Annotated in this window: 8 protein-coding genes and 1 riboswitch; of the genes, 1 reads left to right on the top strand and 7 read right to left on the bottom strand. The window is 56.6% G+C overall.

The features are described from left to right. Window positions 1–86: 86 nt before the first annotated feature. Window positions 87–313: riboswitch (cobalamin riboswitch) on the top strand. Between the two features lie 738 nt (window positions 314–1,051). The 7 genes from DSD30_RS02470 to DSD30_RS02500 all read right to left on the bottom strand — a co-directional run bounded on the left by DSD30_RS02470 (window position 1,052) and on the right by DSD30_RS02500 (window position 16,263). Then, window positions 1,052–2,410 (bottom strand): capsule biosynthesis protein, encoded by a 1,359-nt coding sequence (locus tag DSD30_RS02470; protein ID WP_157967527.1) that lies wholly within the window; start codon window positions 2,408–2,410, stop codon window positions 1,052–1,054. A gap of 107 nt (window positions 2,411–2,517) precedes the next feature. Further along, window positions 2,518–3,588 carry a polysaccharide biosynthesis/export family protein gene (locus DSD30_RS02475; RefSeq protein WP_198662791.1) on the bottom strand — a complete coding sequence of 357 codons (1,071 nt, stop codon included), beginning with the start codon at window positions 3,586–3,588 and terminating at the stop codon, window positions 2,518–2,520. Window positions 3,589–3,977: 389 nt separating this feature from the next. Next, window positions 3,978–5,078, bottom strand: coding sequence for a capsular polysaccharide export protein, LipB/KpsS family (locus DSD30_RS02480; protein WP_114008002.1), 1,101 nt, complete (start codon window positions 5,076–5,078; stop codon window positions 3,978–3,980). Continuing rightward, complete coding sequence (locus DSD30_RS02485) at window positions 5,078–5,887, bottom strand: SDR family NAD(P)-dependent oxidoreductase (RefSeq protein ID WP_157967528.1); 810 nt, start codon at window positions 5,885–5,887, stop codon at window positions 5,078–5,080. The genes DSD30_RS02480 and DSD30_RS02485 overlap by 1 nt, the downstream gene beginning before the upstream one ends. A 7-nt stretch (window positions 5,888–5,894) precedes the next feature. Continuing rightward, window positions 5,895–7,262: an aminotransferase class I/II-fold pyridoxal phosphate-dependent enzyme gene (locus DSD30_RS02490; protein WP_114008004.1), complete on the bottom strand. Its 1,368-nt coding sequence runs from the start codon at window positions 7,260–7,262 to the stop codon at window positions 5,895–5,897. Between the two features lie 115 nt (window positions 7,263–7,377). Then, window positions 7,378–15,282 carry a type I polyketide synthase gene (locus tag DSD30_RS02495; RefSeq protein ID WP_157967529.1) on the bottom strand — a complete coding sequence of 2,635 codons (7,905 nt, stop codon included), beginning with the start codon at window positions 15,280–15,282 and terminating at the stop codon, window positions 7,378–7,380. 75 nt (window positions 15,283–15,357) lie between these two features. After that, window positions 15,358–16,263: a capsular polysaccharide export protein, LipB/KpsS family gene (locus DSD30_RS02500; RefSeq protein WP_198662792.1), complete on the bottom strand. Its 906-nt coding sequence runs from the start codon at window positions 16,261–16,263 to the stop codon at window positions 15,358–15,360. 649 nt (window positions 16,264–16,912) lie between these two features. On the opposite strand from DSD30_RS02500, the gene DSD30_RS02505 reads away from it, so the two are divergent. Continuing rightward, window positions 16,913–18,343, top strand: coding sequence for a mannose-1-phosphate guanylyltransferase/mannose-6-phosphate isomerase (locus DSD30_RS02505; RefSeq protein WP_114008587.1), 1,431 nt, complete (start codon window positions 16,913–16,915; stop codon window positions 18,341–18,343). The last annotated feature ends 369 nt before the right edge of the window (window positions 18,344–18,712 follow it).

Genomic DNA, 18,712 nt, shown 5'->3' on the forward strand with positions numbered 1-18,712 from the left:
TGCATGCCGGGTGTTGAAGCGATCCTCTTGCGTCCAGCACCCACGACCTAGCCCAAAGACCAGTCTTGCCTTTGATGGATTTTGACGGCATGATCGGGGCAGATGGTTCCTGATCGCCTTTCGAGGCTGTCAGGATGAAAAGGGAACATGGTGCGACGTATTGTGCGACAAATCCATGACTGCCCCCGCAACTGTAGGCGGATAGCAATTCCGAGATACCACTGGGCCCCAGCCAAGTCTGGACACTTACCCGGGAAGGTCGGTAACGCGAAGACCCGCAAGTCAGGAGACCTGCCATCTTAACTGCAACTCAACCCGGCCGGGGAGTGCCGGAAGGAGACTGTACATGCTTTGCATTGAAGATGCCTGTATCGTAACCTGTTTCAAAGTGTCCCCGCATTCAAGCGGAAGGACAGCGCCATAGAAACCACGAGACTTTTCGTTTTCTGAATTCAGCGGTTTGTCCGGCTTTTGCCTTTTCAGGCAGGTCACGATGTGTTCCACATATGATCCGTTCGCTCCGATTGCCGGACCGTTCAGCCGCTCACATGGATGATGCAGGCGCCGTGTATGCGTGCCTGTGTGCCTAAGGCACCGGAATCAGGTTGTCAGTCTTGATTTTGGTGAAACGAATGGCCGTTTCCTCTCAATGCCCCCCGCAAGGGCAACACCTGCTCACCTCCAGTTACGGTCGCTCCGATGGCTGGACTGGTGTATTGATAGAAATGGCTTCAAGGCGATCAAGCTGGACCAGTGATTGGTTCCCACTGCGTCAGCATGACACCCGAATGTCATAATCTATTTCCAGCTTGGTCGCCTTCCCCCTCCCCAACCAATCAAAGCAATTGCCCGCTCAGACAACCGTTCGATGGATCGATGGCGTAGAGTTACGCTCGCTCAGCCAGCGCTTTGGTCTGGCACAGCATCGTCAATCTTTGCTTGATAGGTTGGGCTGAGCATGTTTGCACAATCGTCACCAAGGATCAGCGCAGGAGCCCCAAGGAGCCAGTCCGGTCGTTGCCTGCTTGTCCAACGGGAGCGGCGGCAATGGTCAATAGGTTGGTGCCGAGGCGGGATCCATTTCTGCGGCAGCCTCTTCAGCAGCCTTTGGGTCAGTGCGGCCCACCGACCCTTCTGTTTGCCAATGGAGAGGCGGTTCATGGGCATTCAGCGTGGCCAACCGGGGAGGCAGAGGCAGGTAAGCTCCCTTGCAGTTGACCTGCCCGGCGGCAAGCCGCTTGGCAAAGACGGGCACAGCGGCTTTCTGACCCTTGGTGGTGAAGAAGTTGCCCTTGACCTGAATGGTGTTGGCCATGGCCTTGACCAAGTCGTCCACCAACGCCGCATCGGGTTTCTGCGGCCGCTCCCAGAAGCTGTCCAAGGGGCCTGTATGGGTCACCCGGTCCATGTCATAGACCGCATGACCCAGAACCTTGACAGGGCATCCCTGACGAATGGCGTGCATACCCACCGTGCTGTTGATCAGAACGCAGCCCTTGGCATATTTCAACATCAGGGTCAGGTTGCCTCCAATGATGAAATGAACCTGACTCTCGATGCCATTTTCCCTGGCCTTTTTCTTGATATAGGCGCCCCAGCGCTCCCACCCATTGTCGAGTGGATGAGCCTTGAAGACCAGATGTGTTTTTCTCTCTGCCCGACGCGCAAAGGATTCAATGGCTGTGCGAATGGCTTCTTTCTGATGCGAGAAAGGCGCATTGGAACGCAATTGATAGTCACTTTGTAATTGCAGCGAGAAAATGAAAAAGGAATTGCCGTTTCTGGCCAGTCTGGTGACCAACTCTCGCGCCACCCTGTGCCGTTTCTTCTCCAGAAACAGGCCCGGAATGCCGGAAATATACTCAACCAGCGGATTGTAATAGCGATCGGCGCGGTAAAAGGGATAGAGGAAGAAAGAAAAATAGCTAACAAGATTGTAGCTGACTTCGTAGAAAATTTCGCGTGGCTTGGTGTAGGGAAATTTCAGTTGTTGGTCCGGTTCATCACATTGCGCGGCAATGCGCTTGATCTGATCGGGATCATTCGGGAAGTGTGAGAAGGCCGACATGCCTCCGCGCTCGAGCGTGATCCAGTCTGGACGCAGATAGCCGAACTCGTAGCAATAGGTCGCGATCTTGAATTCCCGAGCCACTTTGGCGGCCACCTGATGATAGGGCTTGCGATCCGCATAATAGACGATATCCGTCACCCCATGAGCCACAATGAAGCGGCGCAGATAGGCCTCCCAGCCATCAAAGCGCCCGCGATAGCTGACCGATGGACGCCCGAACCAAAGCAGGCGGTCGCCGAGGCAGAAATTGATTCGCAACGCCTTGTGACCATCCTTTTCCAGACGCGCAGCGATATTGCGCGCGAAGAAGGACGGATGCCCCTGCAAAAACAGGAACACACGACTTCCCTCGGGCTTCGACGCTTGTCTGCTCAAGTTTGTCACAACGTAAACACGTTTCCCGGACCTGCATAAACAGATCCTGTCTGGCTGAACACTGACTTCAATTAGTCAAAACGATTGACGGTGCCGGCAACATTGCCAATAGAGCCCGTCGCCTGACGAAGCAAACCCAACACCTTGCCAATTTCAACACTGCGTGCATTGGATACAAAGACGGAATCCTTGTCTTTCAAATGGAAAGACTGAGCATAAAAGTAGGATTTCGCATGCTTCATGTTAATGCGATAGATAGTCGGGACTTTGCCCAAACGAATTTTATTATAAGAAATATTGAGTGCATCCAGAATGGCTGGACTTTCATAGCGGAACACGAAGACGCCGGTCGCATCAGCGCGCTCATCCTGCAGGCCACCGGCTGCTGCGATGGCTTCCAGCGCTGAAATGGTTGCGGCATCAAACGTATAGACAGACGGTTTCTTGACGGCGCCGAGCACCGTATATCGCTGCGGGTCATGGGACAGATAAATGCGGTCCCCACGCGAAACGTAAATATTCTCGTTTGGCTGCTCGATGACGGTCTTCATCAACTGCACGCCCTGTTTCTTGCCTCGCTGCAGAGTGACAAAGGTCTCACGGGCCGCATATTTGGCGCCGCCTGCCAGAGCCACAACATCAAGGAGCCGAGCCCCTTTGGTCGGCAGTGGATAGAGACCGGGCTTGGCAACATCGCCATTGAGAGTGACAACGTTGTTCTCGTTGCGCACCACATTGACCAACGCCTGTGGCTGGATAGCCTTGCCTTCGAGGCTGGCAACCACCAGATCCTGAATCTGGACAGGCGTCTTGCCCTTCACCTTGATGGCTCCCGTATAGGGCAGTGAAATCTCGCCACCGCGGTCAACAACGATTTTTGGGAACTGAACGCTGTTACCGGCTTCGCCCGAGAACAGCCCGCCATTGTCAGCCTCGAACACGGTCACAGAGAGAACGTCACCGACGCCAACAGTCGAGATGGGAGTGTAGTTGCGTGTCTTGCGGAACCGACTTCCCAGACCAACCGGGTTGAACCCATTCAGGCCGTCGACAATGTCAGCATCCACATCCACGATCAGATAATCGTTTTGAACACTTTGCTTCTCGATCTCGATCGACAGTGGCCCTTCTCTGGGCGTCACCGCACATCCCGACAATGCGAGAGAAAGAAGAAAAACGGCTATCGTTCTGAACATATACATCACTCGTTGTTCTGCCCTTGGCATGGACGATAGAGATTCATGCAACCCCTGGGTAACTATCACGTCTATTTTTGGTTGTACAGCTTGATTTCTACAACCATCACCAACATTTGGGAACTTTGTTATCAGTATTGAGATTATATTAAATTAACTTAACGGTTGATTAATGATTGTCTATAAGGGACAGACACAATCTTCGATCTTACAACGTTTAATCAGCCAGTTTCACACATATGGACAATAACAACTAAATCCAACAAATCCGCTATGGCCAAAACTGCAGCTTTCTGCTGTTTCTTGATGTCAAAGGCCCGTCTTTTTTCTTGTGGTCACAGGCCCATCTTATATATGACCCTCGCGGCAGAAAGTCGCACACTCTCGCCAAAATCGCAAGACTTTCCCTTCTGCAATTTCGTCAACGACAAGACCGTATCCTCACAACTGGACGCTTCTGTGGTTCCCGGCAGGACATAACGCGGGTAGGCGCAGAGAGTCAAATAAATCAGTTCGTCGAGCCCCCTTCTACGCGTTCGTCTTGCACAGGATGTGTGATCCTCGGTCACCCCCCAACCGCTATAGAAAGGGAGACCATGGACAACGACCGGCTTGTTGCGCAGTAGCGCCTCAAACCCGGTCAGGGATGAAATGGTTTCGACCCGGTCGCTTTGCGTGATGAGGGACAGAATATTTCCATCAGACACCACTAGATCAGCCAAGTGTGACAGTTGTTGCTTGCTCAGCGCCCCGTTACGCAGGCCGGATTGCACATCCGGGTGGGGTTTGAACAAAATGAAGGCGTCGGGATTGTCACGCCTGACGCGTTCCAGCAGCAGAAGATTCGGATTGGCCCCTGCCACGAGTTCCAGACTTTGGCTTTGAGTGGTCAGAATGGAAGCGTCATCGCTGACCTGACCGGGAACGAGAATCACCTCCCGGTCCGCTGGCAGATCGAGATCATGTTGGCTGTCAGCATCAAGATTATACTTGCTGACCGCGCCCTCCACCAGCAGACGCTGTATTTCAGCCCCTCGGGCTTTTTCTGCCGGGCTGACCTCCTGATGTTCGAGCATCCATTCCAGATCGCTCGGGCCGGACGGGTCATAATAGATGCCTTGTGCATCAAAGATCAGCGAGGCGGCCGGCACGAAAGCGGCCCCCAGGCCAACCGAACGGATAAAGCCATCTTCGATCAGGATGAGGGGAATGGCTGCGTCGTGACAGGCTTGGCGCTGGCTGGCGCTCAGGCGCGTTGCCCAGGCAAACAGGCTGGCTTCGTGCTTTCTGGCAAGTGTCAGGGCGGCGTTAAAAGAGCGCGCGAAAATCGGCTCTCCGGGCAGGTCGCTGAGCATGCCGCGCAGGGCCTTGCGGTTCCAGCGCATGAGACCGTAAATGACGGCGGGACGATGCTGCCAACTGGAATCAAGCGCCATCAGTCCTTGCTTTCCGCTTTTAGGTCAGCGTGTGGTGAGCGCACCTGATAGCGATAGGGTTTCAAGGCCAGCCGCCGCAAGGGGTCAGGCAGCCAATTGGTGAGCCAGATCAGCCATGCGATGGAAAGTGGAAAAGCAATCTGGCGCTTTTTCTGAGCCAATCCACGATGAATGATGGTGGCGGCTTTTTCCGCTGACATCAGACCAGGCAACAGACCTTGATGCCCTTCTGTCTGAGCTGTGTCGATATGACCGGGCTGAATGTCAGTGACATGGATCCCTGCTTCGGCAAGGTCGTCGGCCATGGCTTTGGCCCAAGCGGATAGGCCCGCCTTGCTGGCACTATAGGCCGGGCTGTCGGGCTGGGGCTGTCGGGCAGCAAGGGAACTGACCACGGCAATATGGCCGCGGCCTGCCTTTCTCATCTCTTCAGCAATGGGTGTCAGAAGGGCAATGTTGGCTGTGAGATTGACATTGATCTGATGGACTTGCGCATCCACCCCCTCCAGCTTTGCAAAAGAGCTGCGCCCGGCAAAAACACCGGCATTGGCGATCACCAGCGACAGTCCCCCTGCTCCAAGGTCCAGTCGGCGTCGCGCGACATGAAAGGCATCGACACTGTCCGGATCGTCCAGATCCAGCACCAGTGGCGAGATTTGAGCGCCTTGATCGCGGCAGACCCTGGATATGTCGGACAGAGCCTTCAAGGAACGCGCGGTCAGGATCAGGCGCTGTCCCGGAGTGGCATAGCGTGTGGCCAAAGCAGCCCCAAGGCCCCGGCTGGCACCGGTGATCAAAATACCCCCCATCTCCATCTCAGCCATCCTCGCTGTGATCGGCGAGTGACGCAAGCAGGGAGAAGCCCTCCGCCTCAAGCTTGCGCAGTTCTTCGGCAGTGATATCGATGGCTGTTTGCAATTGCTGTTCGCTATGCTCGGCAGTGATGAAGAAACGCAGCCGCGCCTCGTTCATTGGCACCGCTGGATAGGTGATGGGGAAGGCATAAACTCCGCGCTCGAGCAAAATGTTGCTGAGCTTCACCGCGCGCAGACTGTCACCGACAATCACCGGAATCACGCAGAAGCCCGCGCTCAAGCCCGTATCAAGTCCGGCTTGTTCAGCATGCTTGAGGAAATAACGGCCGTTGGATTGCAGCTTTTGTACCCGCCATGGCTCCTGCTGCATCAGATTGAGGCCCGTTCTGGCGGCCACCGCCAGTGGCGCAGGCAGCCCAACGCTATACATGAAGCCGGACGCGAAAAATTTCAGGATGTCGATCAGCGCCTGAGAACCGCAGATATAGCCACCGCAGCCACTGAGCGTCTTGCTCATGGTGCCCATCCAGATATCGACTTTGCGCGGATCGATGGATTGCTGCTCAAACAGCCCTTTGCCTGTGGCACCGAGTGTGCCGAGCGAATGGGCTTCATCAACCATCAACCAGGCTTCATGGCGCTCCTTGATCTCGATGGCACGCGCCAGATCCGGCATGTCACCATCCATCGAATAGAGACCTTCGATGATGATCAGCACATGGTCATGCCGATTACGCTCCTCTGACAAGATGCGATCCAGATCATCGAAATCATTGTGCTTGAAAGTCTTGCGGGTCGCCCCGGACAGTTTGCAGCCGGTCACGACCGAATTGTGGCTGAACCCATCATAAATCACCAGATCGGAGCTGCCCAGCAGATCGCCGATGGTCGAGACATTGGTGGCGTGTCCGGAGACAAAGGCCAAAGCGGCTTCACTGTCATAGAGTTGGGCCAGATCAGCCTCGAGCGCACGGTGAAAGGGACGCTCGCCCGAGGTCGGGCGCGAGCCAGACACCGAAGTGCCATAAATGCCAATGGCCTCAATCGCGGCATCCTGAAGTTCCGCTACACCGTTCAGGCCAAGATAGTCATAAGAGGCGAAATTCAGGATCTCTCTGCCATCGATCATGGTGGTTGCCGATGCGCGGCCCTGATGCTCGATGAAATAGGGATCGGTCACACCGAGCATTTTGCCCGCTTCGCGCTGGGTTCGGATTTGCTCATACAGATCGAGCCGCTTGAAATCGGTGCGATCAGGGTCGGACGAGGCGGCGGGCTGACGCGCAGGGGCCGACGCCGGTTTGGCCCTGGTTGCCATTGCGCGGGACGCATTCAATATGGCGTCCCGATCAATCCTAGTCTTGCTCATTAAACCATCCAGTCCCAAATTGGCTTGCCTGTCTCAGGCAATGGGGAGCCACTTCCCAGCCTAGCATGAAAGAGCCGGCGCTCCGAACGGGCCCTTCATTAAACCAACCCGATTATCAGGTTGCCTTGCGCAAGGCGACCAGTTCTTCCTTGCTTTCTTGGACATCGACCCCCTTGCCCACATGCTGCTGCAACAAGGTGGCCTGTATGCTGGCAGCTTCGTTTGCGGCACCTTTGCGAACACGCTGGACAATACTGGCGGCAATATCCTCAATGGTCGTGCCATCAGAAATCGCACCCATGGGGATTTCGATGTCGAGTTTCTGCTGTGCGGCCGAGCGCAGCTCCATGCCCATCAGGCTGTCCATACCGATATCGCTGAGCGACCGGTTGCGCTGGATTTCCTCAACCGGCATGCGGAAGATCTCGGCCACTTCGCTGGCCAACAGCTTGGCGATCGCATCACGGGCGGCGACATCGTCCAGCCCGTCAATCAAAGCTGCGATGTCAATCGACTGCCGGTCACGACTCATGGACTGTTCGGCTTCACGCGCCAGCAACTGATAAGCCGGATGCTTGATGAGGGCAAGATTGTCCTTGGCATAGCTCCAGTCCATTGGCGCCAGCGTCACACTGGCAGGCATGTCTGCCCCACATTTGCCCACCAGCTCGGCCAGCCCATCAAGGGCGCGGCGGGCCCTGAACTCCATGCCACCGGTGGCACGGGCCAGAATTTCCGCGGTTTTTTCTTCCCGCGCCAGAATGCCCTTGTCGGTGATCGCACCCCAACCAATGGAAAGCGCTGGCACCCCGTCCTGACGACGCTTGCGGGCAAGACCATCCAAATAGGCATTGGCCGCCACATAGGCAGACTGGCCCGGATTGCCCATTAGCACCGAAACCGAGGAATAGAGCCAGAAATAGTCAAGATCATCCTGCCGGGTGAGGCGATCAAGATGCGCGCCGCCCTGAACCTTTGGCTTCAGGACTGCCGCTATGCGCTGATCATCCAAATTGGCGATCAGGGCATCGTCAAGCACCATGGCGGCATGAATGACACCGCGCAGAGGCGCGCTTTGGCGCAAATCATCGAGCAGAGCGGCAAGCGCGGTCTCGTCGGTTGCGTCGCAAGCCTCAATGCGCAGCGTACTTCCGAGCCTCTCGGCCTTGGCGATAAGCCGGTGTGCCTCGTCAGACAGGGTCGCAGACCGGCTGGTCAGAACAATAGAGCGCGCGCCGTGATCGAGCAGCCAATCCGCGGTCTCCAGACCAAAGCCCCCAAGACCACCAACAATCAGGTGATGGCCTGAGGCATTGATCTCGAACCGACCCGACCCGGCATTCATACTGGATGGGTCTGGGGCCTTGACGATGATCTTGCCAATATGACCGGATCGCTGCATCAGGCGGAAAGCATCGACAATGTCCCGACTGTCAAACAGGCGATAGGGCAAAAGGGTGAATTCACCGCTTTCGAACAGGGCTTCCAGGTCACCAAACAGGCGACTGGACAAAGCTGGCTGATGATTGAGCAGCTGGTCTGCATCGATACCGAAATAGCTGATGTTGCGACGGAAAGGCCTCAGACCGATCTTGGTGTTGCCATAGAAGTCGCGCTTGCCAAGCTCAAGAAAACGGCCAAAAGGTCGGACCAGTTCGATGCTGCGTTCCATCGCTTCACCGAACAGCGAGTTGAGCACCACATCGACCCCTTCGCGCCCAACGCCATCGGCCTTGCGGGTGATGGCGCGGACCTGATCGACAAAATCCAGAGACCGGGTATCAAGCACATGATCCACGCCCAGCAGGGTCAGAAAATCACGCTTCTCATCGTTGCCAGCCGTGGCGATGATGCGCGCCCCGCGCCATTTGGCGATTTGCACTGCCGCAAGGCCTACAGCCCCTGCAGCCCCATGGATCAGCACCCACTCCCCCTCTTCCAGACGGGCCAGATGATGAAGGGCATAATAGCTGGTCAGGAAGGCAACCGGCATGGCGGCTGCAGCCTCCAGATCCATTGCTTCTGGCAGTCGCGATGCAGCGACTTCGGCCACAGTCACGTGAGAGGCGAAACAGGCCGGAGCCAGAGCCATCACCGCATCACCGACTTTCAGGCGGGTCACGGAGGCACCAACCCGCGTGACACGGCCGGAGCATTCAAAGCCAAGCGTCGGACCGGCAAAGCCATCTTCCAGCGCCTCTTCCGGCAACAAGCCCTGTGCCCACATCAGATCCCTGAAATTGAGCCCCGATGCGGCCACCTCGATTTCCACCTCTCCGGCCTTCGGGGGCTGACGGTCGGTCGGCTGCCACTTCAGGTGCTCCAGCGAACTGGCGCGTGGATGGGTCAGTTTGCAGCCAGCAACCTCGGACGGACGTCGGGTTGCAGGCAGGTCGGACCGGGCAGGTCGTTTGAGACCGCGGGCAATGCGCAGGAGCGAAAGGCCGCCCTTCTCCAGACGGACTTCGCGTTCATCACCCGGCTCATCAAGCAGATGAACGAGACCCGCCACCTGATCGGCAACTGACAACGAACCGTTGAGATCAATCAGCCGAATATCCTGATGGGAATATTCATTGCCTGCGACGCGGGCAAAGGCCCAGATGCCACTCTGGGCCGGGTCAACCGCCCCAGTTTCTTGATCATGAAAGCCATCGGGCGCAAGCACCCAGAGGCGCACAGCGGCCTCCGGCATGGCACACAAAACCGTGCGGAGCCCATGAAGGCGTTGCGTCATGGCAGGGAATGGTTCGTCGCCCTCGGGGAAGGCACGAGCCAGAAAGATCAGGTCAACAGGTCCGGTCTCGCTCAGTGTCCGGATCGTCGCCATGGCAGCGTCCCAATCCGCAGCTTCTAAGGCTGCAGATTCTAAGGCCGCAGCTTCTGAGGCCTTGGCGGCCTTCGGGGCTTTAGATGTCTTAGATGTCTTAGATGTCTTGGATGCCTTGGATGCCTTGGATGCCTTGGATGCCTTGGATGCCTTGGAGACATTGGAGGAGTTGTTTGCCTTGGGCAGTGCCAACAAGGTTGGCTCTTGGTCTGTGGTGGCCAGCTTCTCCGTCAGCGCGGTGACAAAGGTGGCTTCGGCACTGTTGGCGGGATCGCTGAGCAGGATGACCTGTGGTCGTTCGCCACTCGGCTCCTGTGTTGAGGCACTGTCTTGGCGCAAGGTTTGTTTGATCTCTGGGGCACAGGCCAGCAACCAGTGAGCACCGGTGAGCCCCATTCCCTCTTCAGCCCCGGCAAAGGGCAGCAGATCTACTGTCAGACCCGACTCGCGAATCCAACCCTGCCAATTTTCAGCCGTACCATGGGTGGCAACCGGATAGGACGGATCAAGAGAGCCTTCAAACCAGCGCGAAGCCATGCCGAAACAGATGTCTTGGAAGACCGAGCCGTCCGCAAGGCTTGCCAGCATCAGGCCATCGTCACACAGAAGCCCGGACAGGTGCGGCAGAATGTTCGCTGCGCCGGCCATCATCTGGATGCCATTGGCCGACAGGATCACGTCGAATTGCCCCAAGTCGCGCAGAGTCGTCAGGGCGGCATCGAGGGTCATCGCGTGGAAGTGGGGTGACTGAGCACACTGGATCCGCAGGCGATCAACGGTCAGCTTGTTGCTGTCAATGCTGAGCAGCTGGCCTTGGCGCTGTTCGATGCGCGGCAGAAGGGCCTTGGTCAACTGGCCTCCGGCCATGCCAAGCTCCAGCACGCGCAAAGGACGCCCCGCTGGCCAGACGTGGATCAGGCTGTCAAAGGCCGCCACGACCTGATCAATATGCGCGCGTGCCAAGGGTGAGGCGGAAAGATGCTGATCGAGCAGATCACTTGTATAGAGGTCGTGAATGTCCTCGACCAGATCATCGGCCGAGGCTGCCCCGGCCAGAATGCGCTGCAAGCGGGCGTGCGCATGATTGAGCAAGATAGCTTCGCTGGACCAGGCCGGATCTTCCGTTAGCAGCAATTCGAGCATTTGCGACGCCGGGGGCAAAGTGACAGCCGAGGCGAGCTTGACGCCATCCTCGCTCTGCTCGGCCATGTCCGATTCGATACAGATGGTGACCAGCGACCAGAACAGCTTGTCTCGGTGTTTGCGACGGTGCTTCAAGTCGTCATTGGCCGCTTCCCCTGACAGGGATGCATCGGGCTGAAGCGCAGGCAGATTGTCAGGGGTCAGCAGGTCTTGCGTGCCGATTTGTGCCTTGAGGCAATCATAAGCAACCTGCCGGCTGGCTGCCTGCAGGATCAGGTGCCGTTCCTCGGTCTGGGTCCAGTCACGCTGACCGCAGGTCTGCAAAGCGGCGCGCAACGCTTCCAGATCGAGCGGATCTGTCTGGCGATTGGACGCTGGGAGCGATTTGTGGATGGTGCGATAGCCATAGGTCAGCCGGTTGACATCCTGCCGCTGGACTAGCGCAGACGCGCGGAAGCGGGCATCGCGAAGGGTGGCAACCAGTGTGCCGTCATCAGAGAATAGGTCAAAATCCGCCTGAATGCCACGGCTGTTGGACCGGAGCACATGGATGCGCGCCGAGCGAACCGGCATTTCGGGTCGCATCAGGCGCAGGCAGCCGAAACGCACGGGAATGAAAGCCAGTTTTTGCGTCGCGGTATCGAGCTCGTCATAAAGAGAATTGAGAGCCTGAAAGCTGCCATCCAGATCAAGAGGATGAAGGCCATAGGATGCCGCCTTGGCTTCGCGCACACCCCCATCGGGCTTTCGCTCTGTCAGGATGAGATCGATATGACTGTCATCAAACCGCTGGAAATGAGACACACGACGAAAGGCTGGGCCGAAATCAAGGCCAAAGTCGCGGGAAATGGCATAGAGCGCATCAATTTCGGATGCCGGAAGGGGCGCGGCAGCCTCCGGTGCCTTCAAGCCATAGTCGGAAACATCCGTCTTGGTATCACCAGGAATTTTCGCAACACGCGCCTTGATATGCCGTTGCCACTCCTCGTCCACCAGACGTTTGCGGCTGAGGACTTCCACCATGCCGCTTTCCAGATCAACGCGGGTGCGGACCGAGGTCGACTGGTCATCGGACAGAGGCAGCGCTTTCATCAGGTCAAAATCGCGCAACTCGACCCTGTCGGTGTCAAAGGCCTGACGGGCAGCGGCCAGTGCCATTTCGGCAAAGGCGGCACCGGGCAAGATAACCTTGCCATCCACCTTGTGATCGCCGAGATAGGGGATCAGGGCGGTATCCAATTCGCTGTCCCAGATCAGATCACCCGGTCGCAACTGCTGACCAAGCAGAGGATGGGCGTCAATCGATGCAGAGAAGACTTCGAATGCTTCGCTGCTGGCTTCCAGTTTGAAGGGTTTGAGCTGCCATGGATAGGTTGGCAGCGGGAAGGACAAGCCCTTTTTGTCTCCGAACAGCTTGATCGGATCCGCTTCAATGCCCGCAGCCAGCGCCCGTCCGACGGCCACCAGCACCGGATCGATCTCGCCAACGCCCGCTTGGGTCAAGGTTTCGATCGCTGTGGCAGTGATGCCTTTCTCACGCGTGATTTCGTTCATGTAGCCTTTGAGAATCGGGCGAGGCCCGATTTCGATAAAGCTACGGTGCCCTGCGGCAAGAGCCAGAGAGACCGCCTCACAGAACCGAACCGGCTCGCGGACATTGTGCCACCAATAATCGCCGGTCACGTCGGCTCCCTCTAGCACGGCGCCCGTGACCGAGGAGTAGAAGGGAATATGTGGCGTCTGCGGCTGGAGGTCCTTCAAATCCGCGATCAGCCCATCCTTGATGGGGTCGATCTGGCGGGAATGGAACGGATAGTCGATATCCAGCAGCAGCCCAGAGAGATGGGCCTTGCGGGCATAGCGCATAAAGGCCTGCAACGAGTCCGCCGGGCCGGACAAGGTCAGGGAATGTGGCGTGTTGATCGCCGAAATCTCGATATCGTCAAAGCCCTGCGCTGCCAGATGGACGCCCACTTCAGCTTCTGACAACTTGATCACGGCCATACGGCCAAAGCCGCGCACGGCCTCCTGATGGTGCGAGCGCAGATAAATGACCTCAACGGCATCGGGCAACGTCAAGGCTCCGGCAGCCCAGGCAGCGGCAACCTCCCCGACGGAATGTCCGAGCACACCGGCGGGTTTCACGCCCAAGCGTTCAAGGGCACAGGTCATGGCCACTTGCACGGCAAATAACAGGGGCTGGGCGATGGATGTCAGCTTGAGATGCTCGACAAGCGCCTCATCAAACAGCAGGTCCTTGAGCGACCAGTCTGCATGCGTGGCAAAGAGTTGGTCGACTTTGTCAAAGGCCACCCGGAACGCTTCATTGTAGCGATAGGCATCCTGCCCCATACCAACAAACTGGGAGCCGTTGCCGGAAAACACAAAGACCGGGTCAGGATCCGATTGGGTGACCATGCCCGTCAGAAGGGCGGGATTGCGGTCCCCCTTGATGTAGGCATTGAGCTTGGCGGTCAGATCGAGCTTGCTGTTGGCAGCAATTACCAATCGCTCGTCCATCCGCTCCCGGTGCCAGGCAAAGGCATTGCTCCAGTCGGCCAAGGAGGAGTGGACCTCCCGTGCGATGCGTCCAGCCGACACTTTGGCAAGGGTTTTCAGGCTGTCTTGCGTCTTGGCGGACAGAATGACCAACTGGCTGTTGGCGGCCTGTTCATCCTCTTGTCCCGGCTCCCGACCGCTGTTGGCCACCAGAGCTGCATTGCGCGGGGCCTTGATCTGATTGGGATCAGCTTGCGAGACCAGTAGATGGGCGTTGGTGCCGCCAAAGCCGAAATTGTTGATGCCGGCATAGAGAAGTTCGTCCGACTTTTCGAGCATGGCCTCTTCGCGATTGAGCGCGAGATTGAGGTCCTCGAAAGGGATGTCCGGATTGGGTGTCTTGATATGCAGACTGGCTGGCAGGACATTATGTTCGAGCGCCAGCAAGGCCTTGAGGATACTGGCAATGCCAGAGGCTGGCTCCAGATGGCCGATGTTGGATTTGACCGAGCCAACCGGCAACGGAGATTTGCGTCGCTTGGCCAAAACCTTGCCAAGCGCAAAGGCTTCGGCCGGATCGCCCACACGCGTGCCGGTTCCATGAGCTTCGATAAAGGCCAGTTGATCCGGCTTGATGTCTGCGGCCTGATAGACCTCTTTGAGAAGGGCTGCCTGAAAATCCATCGATGGCAGCGCAACGCCGGAGGTGCGACCATCGGAATTGATTCCCGAGGCTACGATACGACCATAGCTCTTTTGTTTCTGCGGATCATGGACGTCGCTGCGTTGAAGCACCAAGGCCACGCCGCCCTCGGCGCGGACATAGCCATTGGCATTTTCATCAAACGGTCGGCAAAGGCCTTCGGGCGACAGCATCGAGGCAGCGGAGAAACCGACAAAGGGGAACGGCGACAAAAGCAGATTGACACCCGCGACAATCGCGGTGTCAATCTCACCGGACTGAAGGCGCTTCAAGGCCAGATCCATCGCCACCAGCGAGGAGGAACAGGCTGTATCAACGGTGAAGCTCGGCCCATGCAGGTCGTAAATGTAGGAAATGCGGTTGGAGACCAGCGACATGGTGTTGCCGGTCATCATGAAGCTGTCGGAGCAGGCCGGATCAAAAAAGAAACGGTTGGAGTGATCGCTACCGGAGTTGCCCACGAACACCCCGATTCTCTGACCGGCAACTTCGGACGGCGGCAAGCCCGCCTCCTCAAGCGCTTCCCACACCAGCATCAGCAACAGGCGTTGCTGGGGATCCATTTGCATGGCCTCTCGCGGGGACAGGGCAAACACGGCCGGATCGAAACCCCAGACATCATCCAGCACACCGGCTCGGAAGGTGTAGGCTTTGCCGGGCTGACCCTGCGCCGGATGGAGATAGCGAAACACAGAAAAGCGGTCGTCCCCGATTTCGGTGACGCTGCAGCGCCCTTCCCGAAGCAAAGCCCAAAAGTCAGCAACGGACTTGGCGCCCGGCAATCGACAGGCGCGGCCGATGACTTCGGCATGGAACTGCACCATTTTCGTATTTTGATGTTTCACTACGCAAAAAACCTTTGTGATTTCAGCCCTGTCTTTTCATTTTCAAGTCAGGTTGGAGGCTGACTGACCAATAAGTCAGGCACCCTCGGAGGCATCGCTTTGCTTACAATTCAAAAGGACTTCAATAACTGTTTCGATATTACAGACTTCGTCTTCAATCGGATTAACATAACGCGCATAAGACAAAAGAGATGCAAATGCAAGTTGTTCAAACGTAACCAATACTCGCCTGGGGGGTGGAGGAAGATGATCTTCCGTCAGGCCCCAACCGGCGAAAAATGGCATTCCCATACAGTGCACTGGCCGACCCCATATCAGGGCCTCGAATCCCATTTGAGAGGTGACTGTATAAACCTTGCTGGCTTGCCTTATCAATCTGGTCGGCAGGCAGTTTTCGGCAATCACCATCAGGCCCGGTATTTTGCTCAGAAGCGTCAGGTCAAAATGCCCCATTTTAGATCGAGTATAAATATCTGGATGCATTTTGACCAGAACAGGGATGCCGGGATTGTCCTTGATGGCTTTATCAAGCATCACTAGGAAGCTTTTTTCATCGGCCAGTCCATATTGTATGGAGGCATCATGCTTCACCTGATCAACCACCAGAACATAGTCATCCGGCAATGGTCCGGCATAGTCCCGACCCGCATTGTATTTTGACAGACCATGTTGCCGCCACAGCCCAAGCACTTTGTCAATCCGGGTTTTTTGCTCTTCCGTCAAAGGTTGCTTGATCAGGGCTTCCAGACGTGAGGGACCGGTGGCATCATAATAAATGCCAAGATCATCAACAACGACCGACAAGGCTGGATCATTGCGATGATAGGAGCGCAAAAACCCATCCTCCATCCGCAGCAGCCCCTTGCCACGGCTTCGCGCCATCCGGGCGGCCTGCTCCCCTGATTTCCGGCCCCAACCGACATAATGATCGCTTTTTACCGGCAATAAGGGATGGGCAAGCGCGGGCGCTTCGCCAAGCACAGCTGCGACAGTGGGATCAAGACACAAATCGAGGGATGGAGAGGCATAGGGCGACGTCTTACGGGTCAGAACCTGTGCAAAACTGCTGGCAATGCTTCTGATGGATTGCTTCAATTGCACTGTCAAAGGTTCCTTTTGCCGATCCGCAGACTGGTGAACGATCATTGGATCGCGCTTCTTTCATGCTTGCACAGCGCGTTCGCGCGGTCCGAGCATTTGACCATGACCGCTATTTGCAGCGAAATGTTGGCAATAGGCAAATCCAATTCATACGGGAAACGCTTGGTTATCCACACTATATAGTAGAACTAAACTAATTTTACACGCATAACATGCTCCAGTGCATGCATGATCCAGGCCCATGGTCCAGTCCAGTCAAGTCATTGTGTTATAATAAGGCACCCAAAGGAGCCACCCGTCACCGGATCGAACGGAAATGCAGATCGGGGCAGCCACGACGGATCGTCTTGTCGCCCCCCCCCCATCTGTAAGACACATAGCTTCGGTTTTTCTGCGGAAATTGTGTCTTGAAGCGGGGAAACTGGGCGTAAACACGCCTTGACGCATTGGCAACTAGAAAGCCAATTGACAGGCCCCGACAGGTTTCGTTTAAACAGGGCATGCAACGATCTTGGAAGGGTTTGTGATCATGGCCGACACCGTCTATCCCGTTCTCCTGTGTGGAGGCTCCGGCACCCGGCTTTGGCCGCTTTCGCGCAAATCCTATCCCAAACAATTCGTCAAACTGACCGGCGAGAGCAGCTTGTTTCAGGCCTCCGCACAACGCTTGCAAGGCGATGGTTTTGAAACGCCAACGGTGATTGCTGGCGGGGCATTCCGTTTCATCATTCTGGAGCAATTGTCCGCGCTGAATATCCTGCCACAGGCGGTTCTGATCGAACCGATGGCGCGCAACACCGCAGCGGCGATCTGTGCTGCTGCCCTCGCGATCGACAAGAAGCATCCCGATGCCCTGATGCTCGTCGCCCCGTCCGATCACGTCATTCCGGATGATACGCGCTTCCGCCAAACAGTCGAGGCCGCCAAAGAGGCGGCGCGTGCCGGACAATTGGTGACCTTTGGTATCCGACCCGACCGGGCCGAAACCGGTTATGGCTGGCTGGAGCTGTCGGAGTCGATCGATGATTTTGCCCCCGTACCGCAACCCTTGCGCTCCTTTGTCGAGAAACCGGATCAGGCTACCGCCGAAACTCTGCTGGCGAGCAAACGCCATCTCTGGAATGCTGGCATCTTCCTGTTCTCGACCGGCGCGATCCTCAAGGCCTTTGAACTTTATGCGCCAGACACGCTGGCTCTGGCCAAGGCATCGGTTGGCGGTGCAGAGCTAGATCTCGCCTTCACACGCCTTGCCGAAGCGCCATGGGCGAAGCTTGAGGATATTTCGATCGACTACGCGGTGATGGAAAAGGCTGACAATCTGACGGTCGTGCCTTTTGGCGGGGTCTGGTCTGATCTGGGTGACTGGCAGGCCGTATGGCGTGACAGTCAAGCCGATGACAAGGGTGTCGTCGCCTCCGGCTCCGCAACCGCTATCGACTGTAACAACACGCTGCTGCGCACCACATCCGATGATCAGCAGCTGGTCGGCATCGGCCTGGACAATATACTCGCGGTTGCCATGCCCGATGCCGTGCTGGTGGCCCACAAGGACCGGGCGCAGGACGTCAAGCTCGCCGTGCAGGCGCTGAAGGAACAGTCGGTCAAGCAAGCGGAAACCCTGCCAAAGGACTTCCGTCCTTGGGGCTGGTATGAAAGCCTCGTTATCGGCAGCCGTTTTCAGGTCAAGCGGATCGTGGTCAATCCGGGCCAGTCGCTGAGCCTGCAAAGCCACCACCATCGCTCAGAGCACTGGATTGTCGTGGAAGGCACCGCGCGGGTGACCGTTGATGACAAGGTGCAACTGCTGACCGAAAACCAGTCCGTCTATATTCCCCTTGGGGCAATCCACCGAATGGAAAATCCCGGCAAGGTGCCCCTCACCCTGATTGAAGTGCAAACCGGCAGCTATTTCGGCGAAGATGACATCATCCGCTATGAAGACGTTTATGCGCGGAAGTGAAGTGCCAGACCGCCTTGCAAGTGATCGAAGCGCCTCCACCCTATCTGGGTGGAGGCGTTTTTCGTTTAATTAATTCATTGGTTAACGCAAGCGGGTTTGAGAGCGGAAAAGGTAAATTTTCGCATGCAGCCGATCGCTTCAAACAGACGACAAAAGCACCCCTGAATCAACGGGATGGTTGGATTTTTTGCAGACGGAATCGGGAGCAAAACCCTCGGACAGACCCTGCCGCAATCACTCGACAAGATGGAAATATCTTGCAAATTCAAAGCGAAACCGGCCTGTCGGAATCTTTGCGAGTACCAATAAATACTACAATTCATTTTAAATTCACGTTATAGATGGTCACATTGAAGACCAGATTTCATC

Origin of the sequence: Cohaesibacter intestini (genome assembly GCF_003324485.1) — a bacterium.
GTDB lineage: Bacteria > Pseudomonadota > Alphaproteobacteria > Rhizobiales > Cohaesibacteraceae > Cohaesibacter > Cohaesibacter intestini.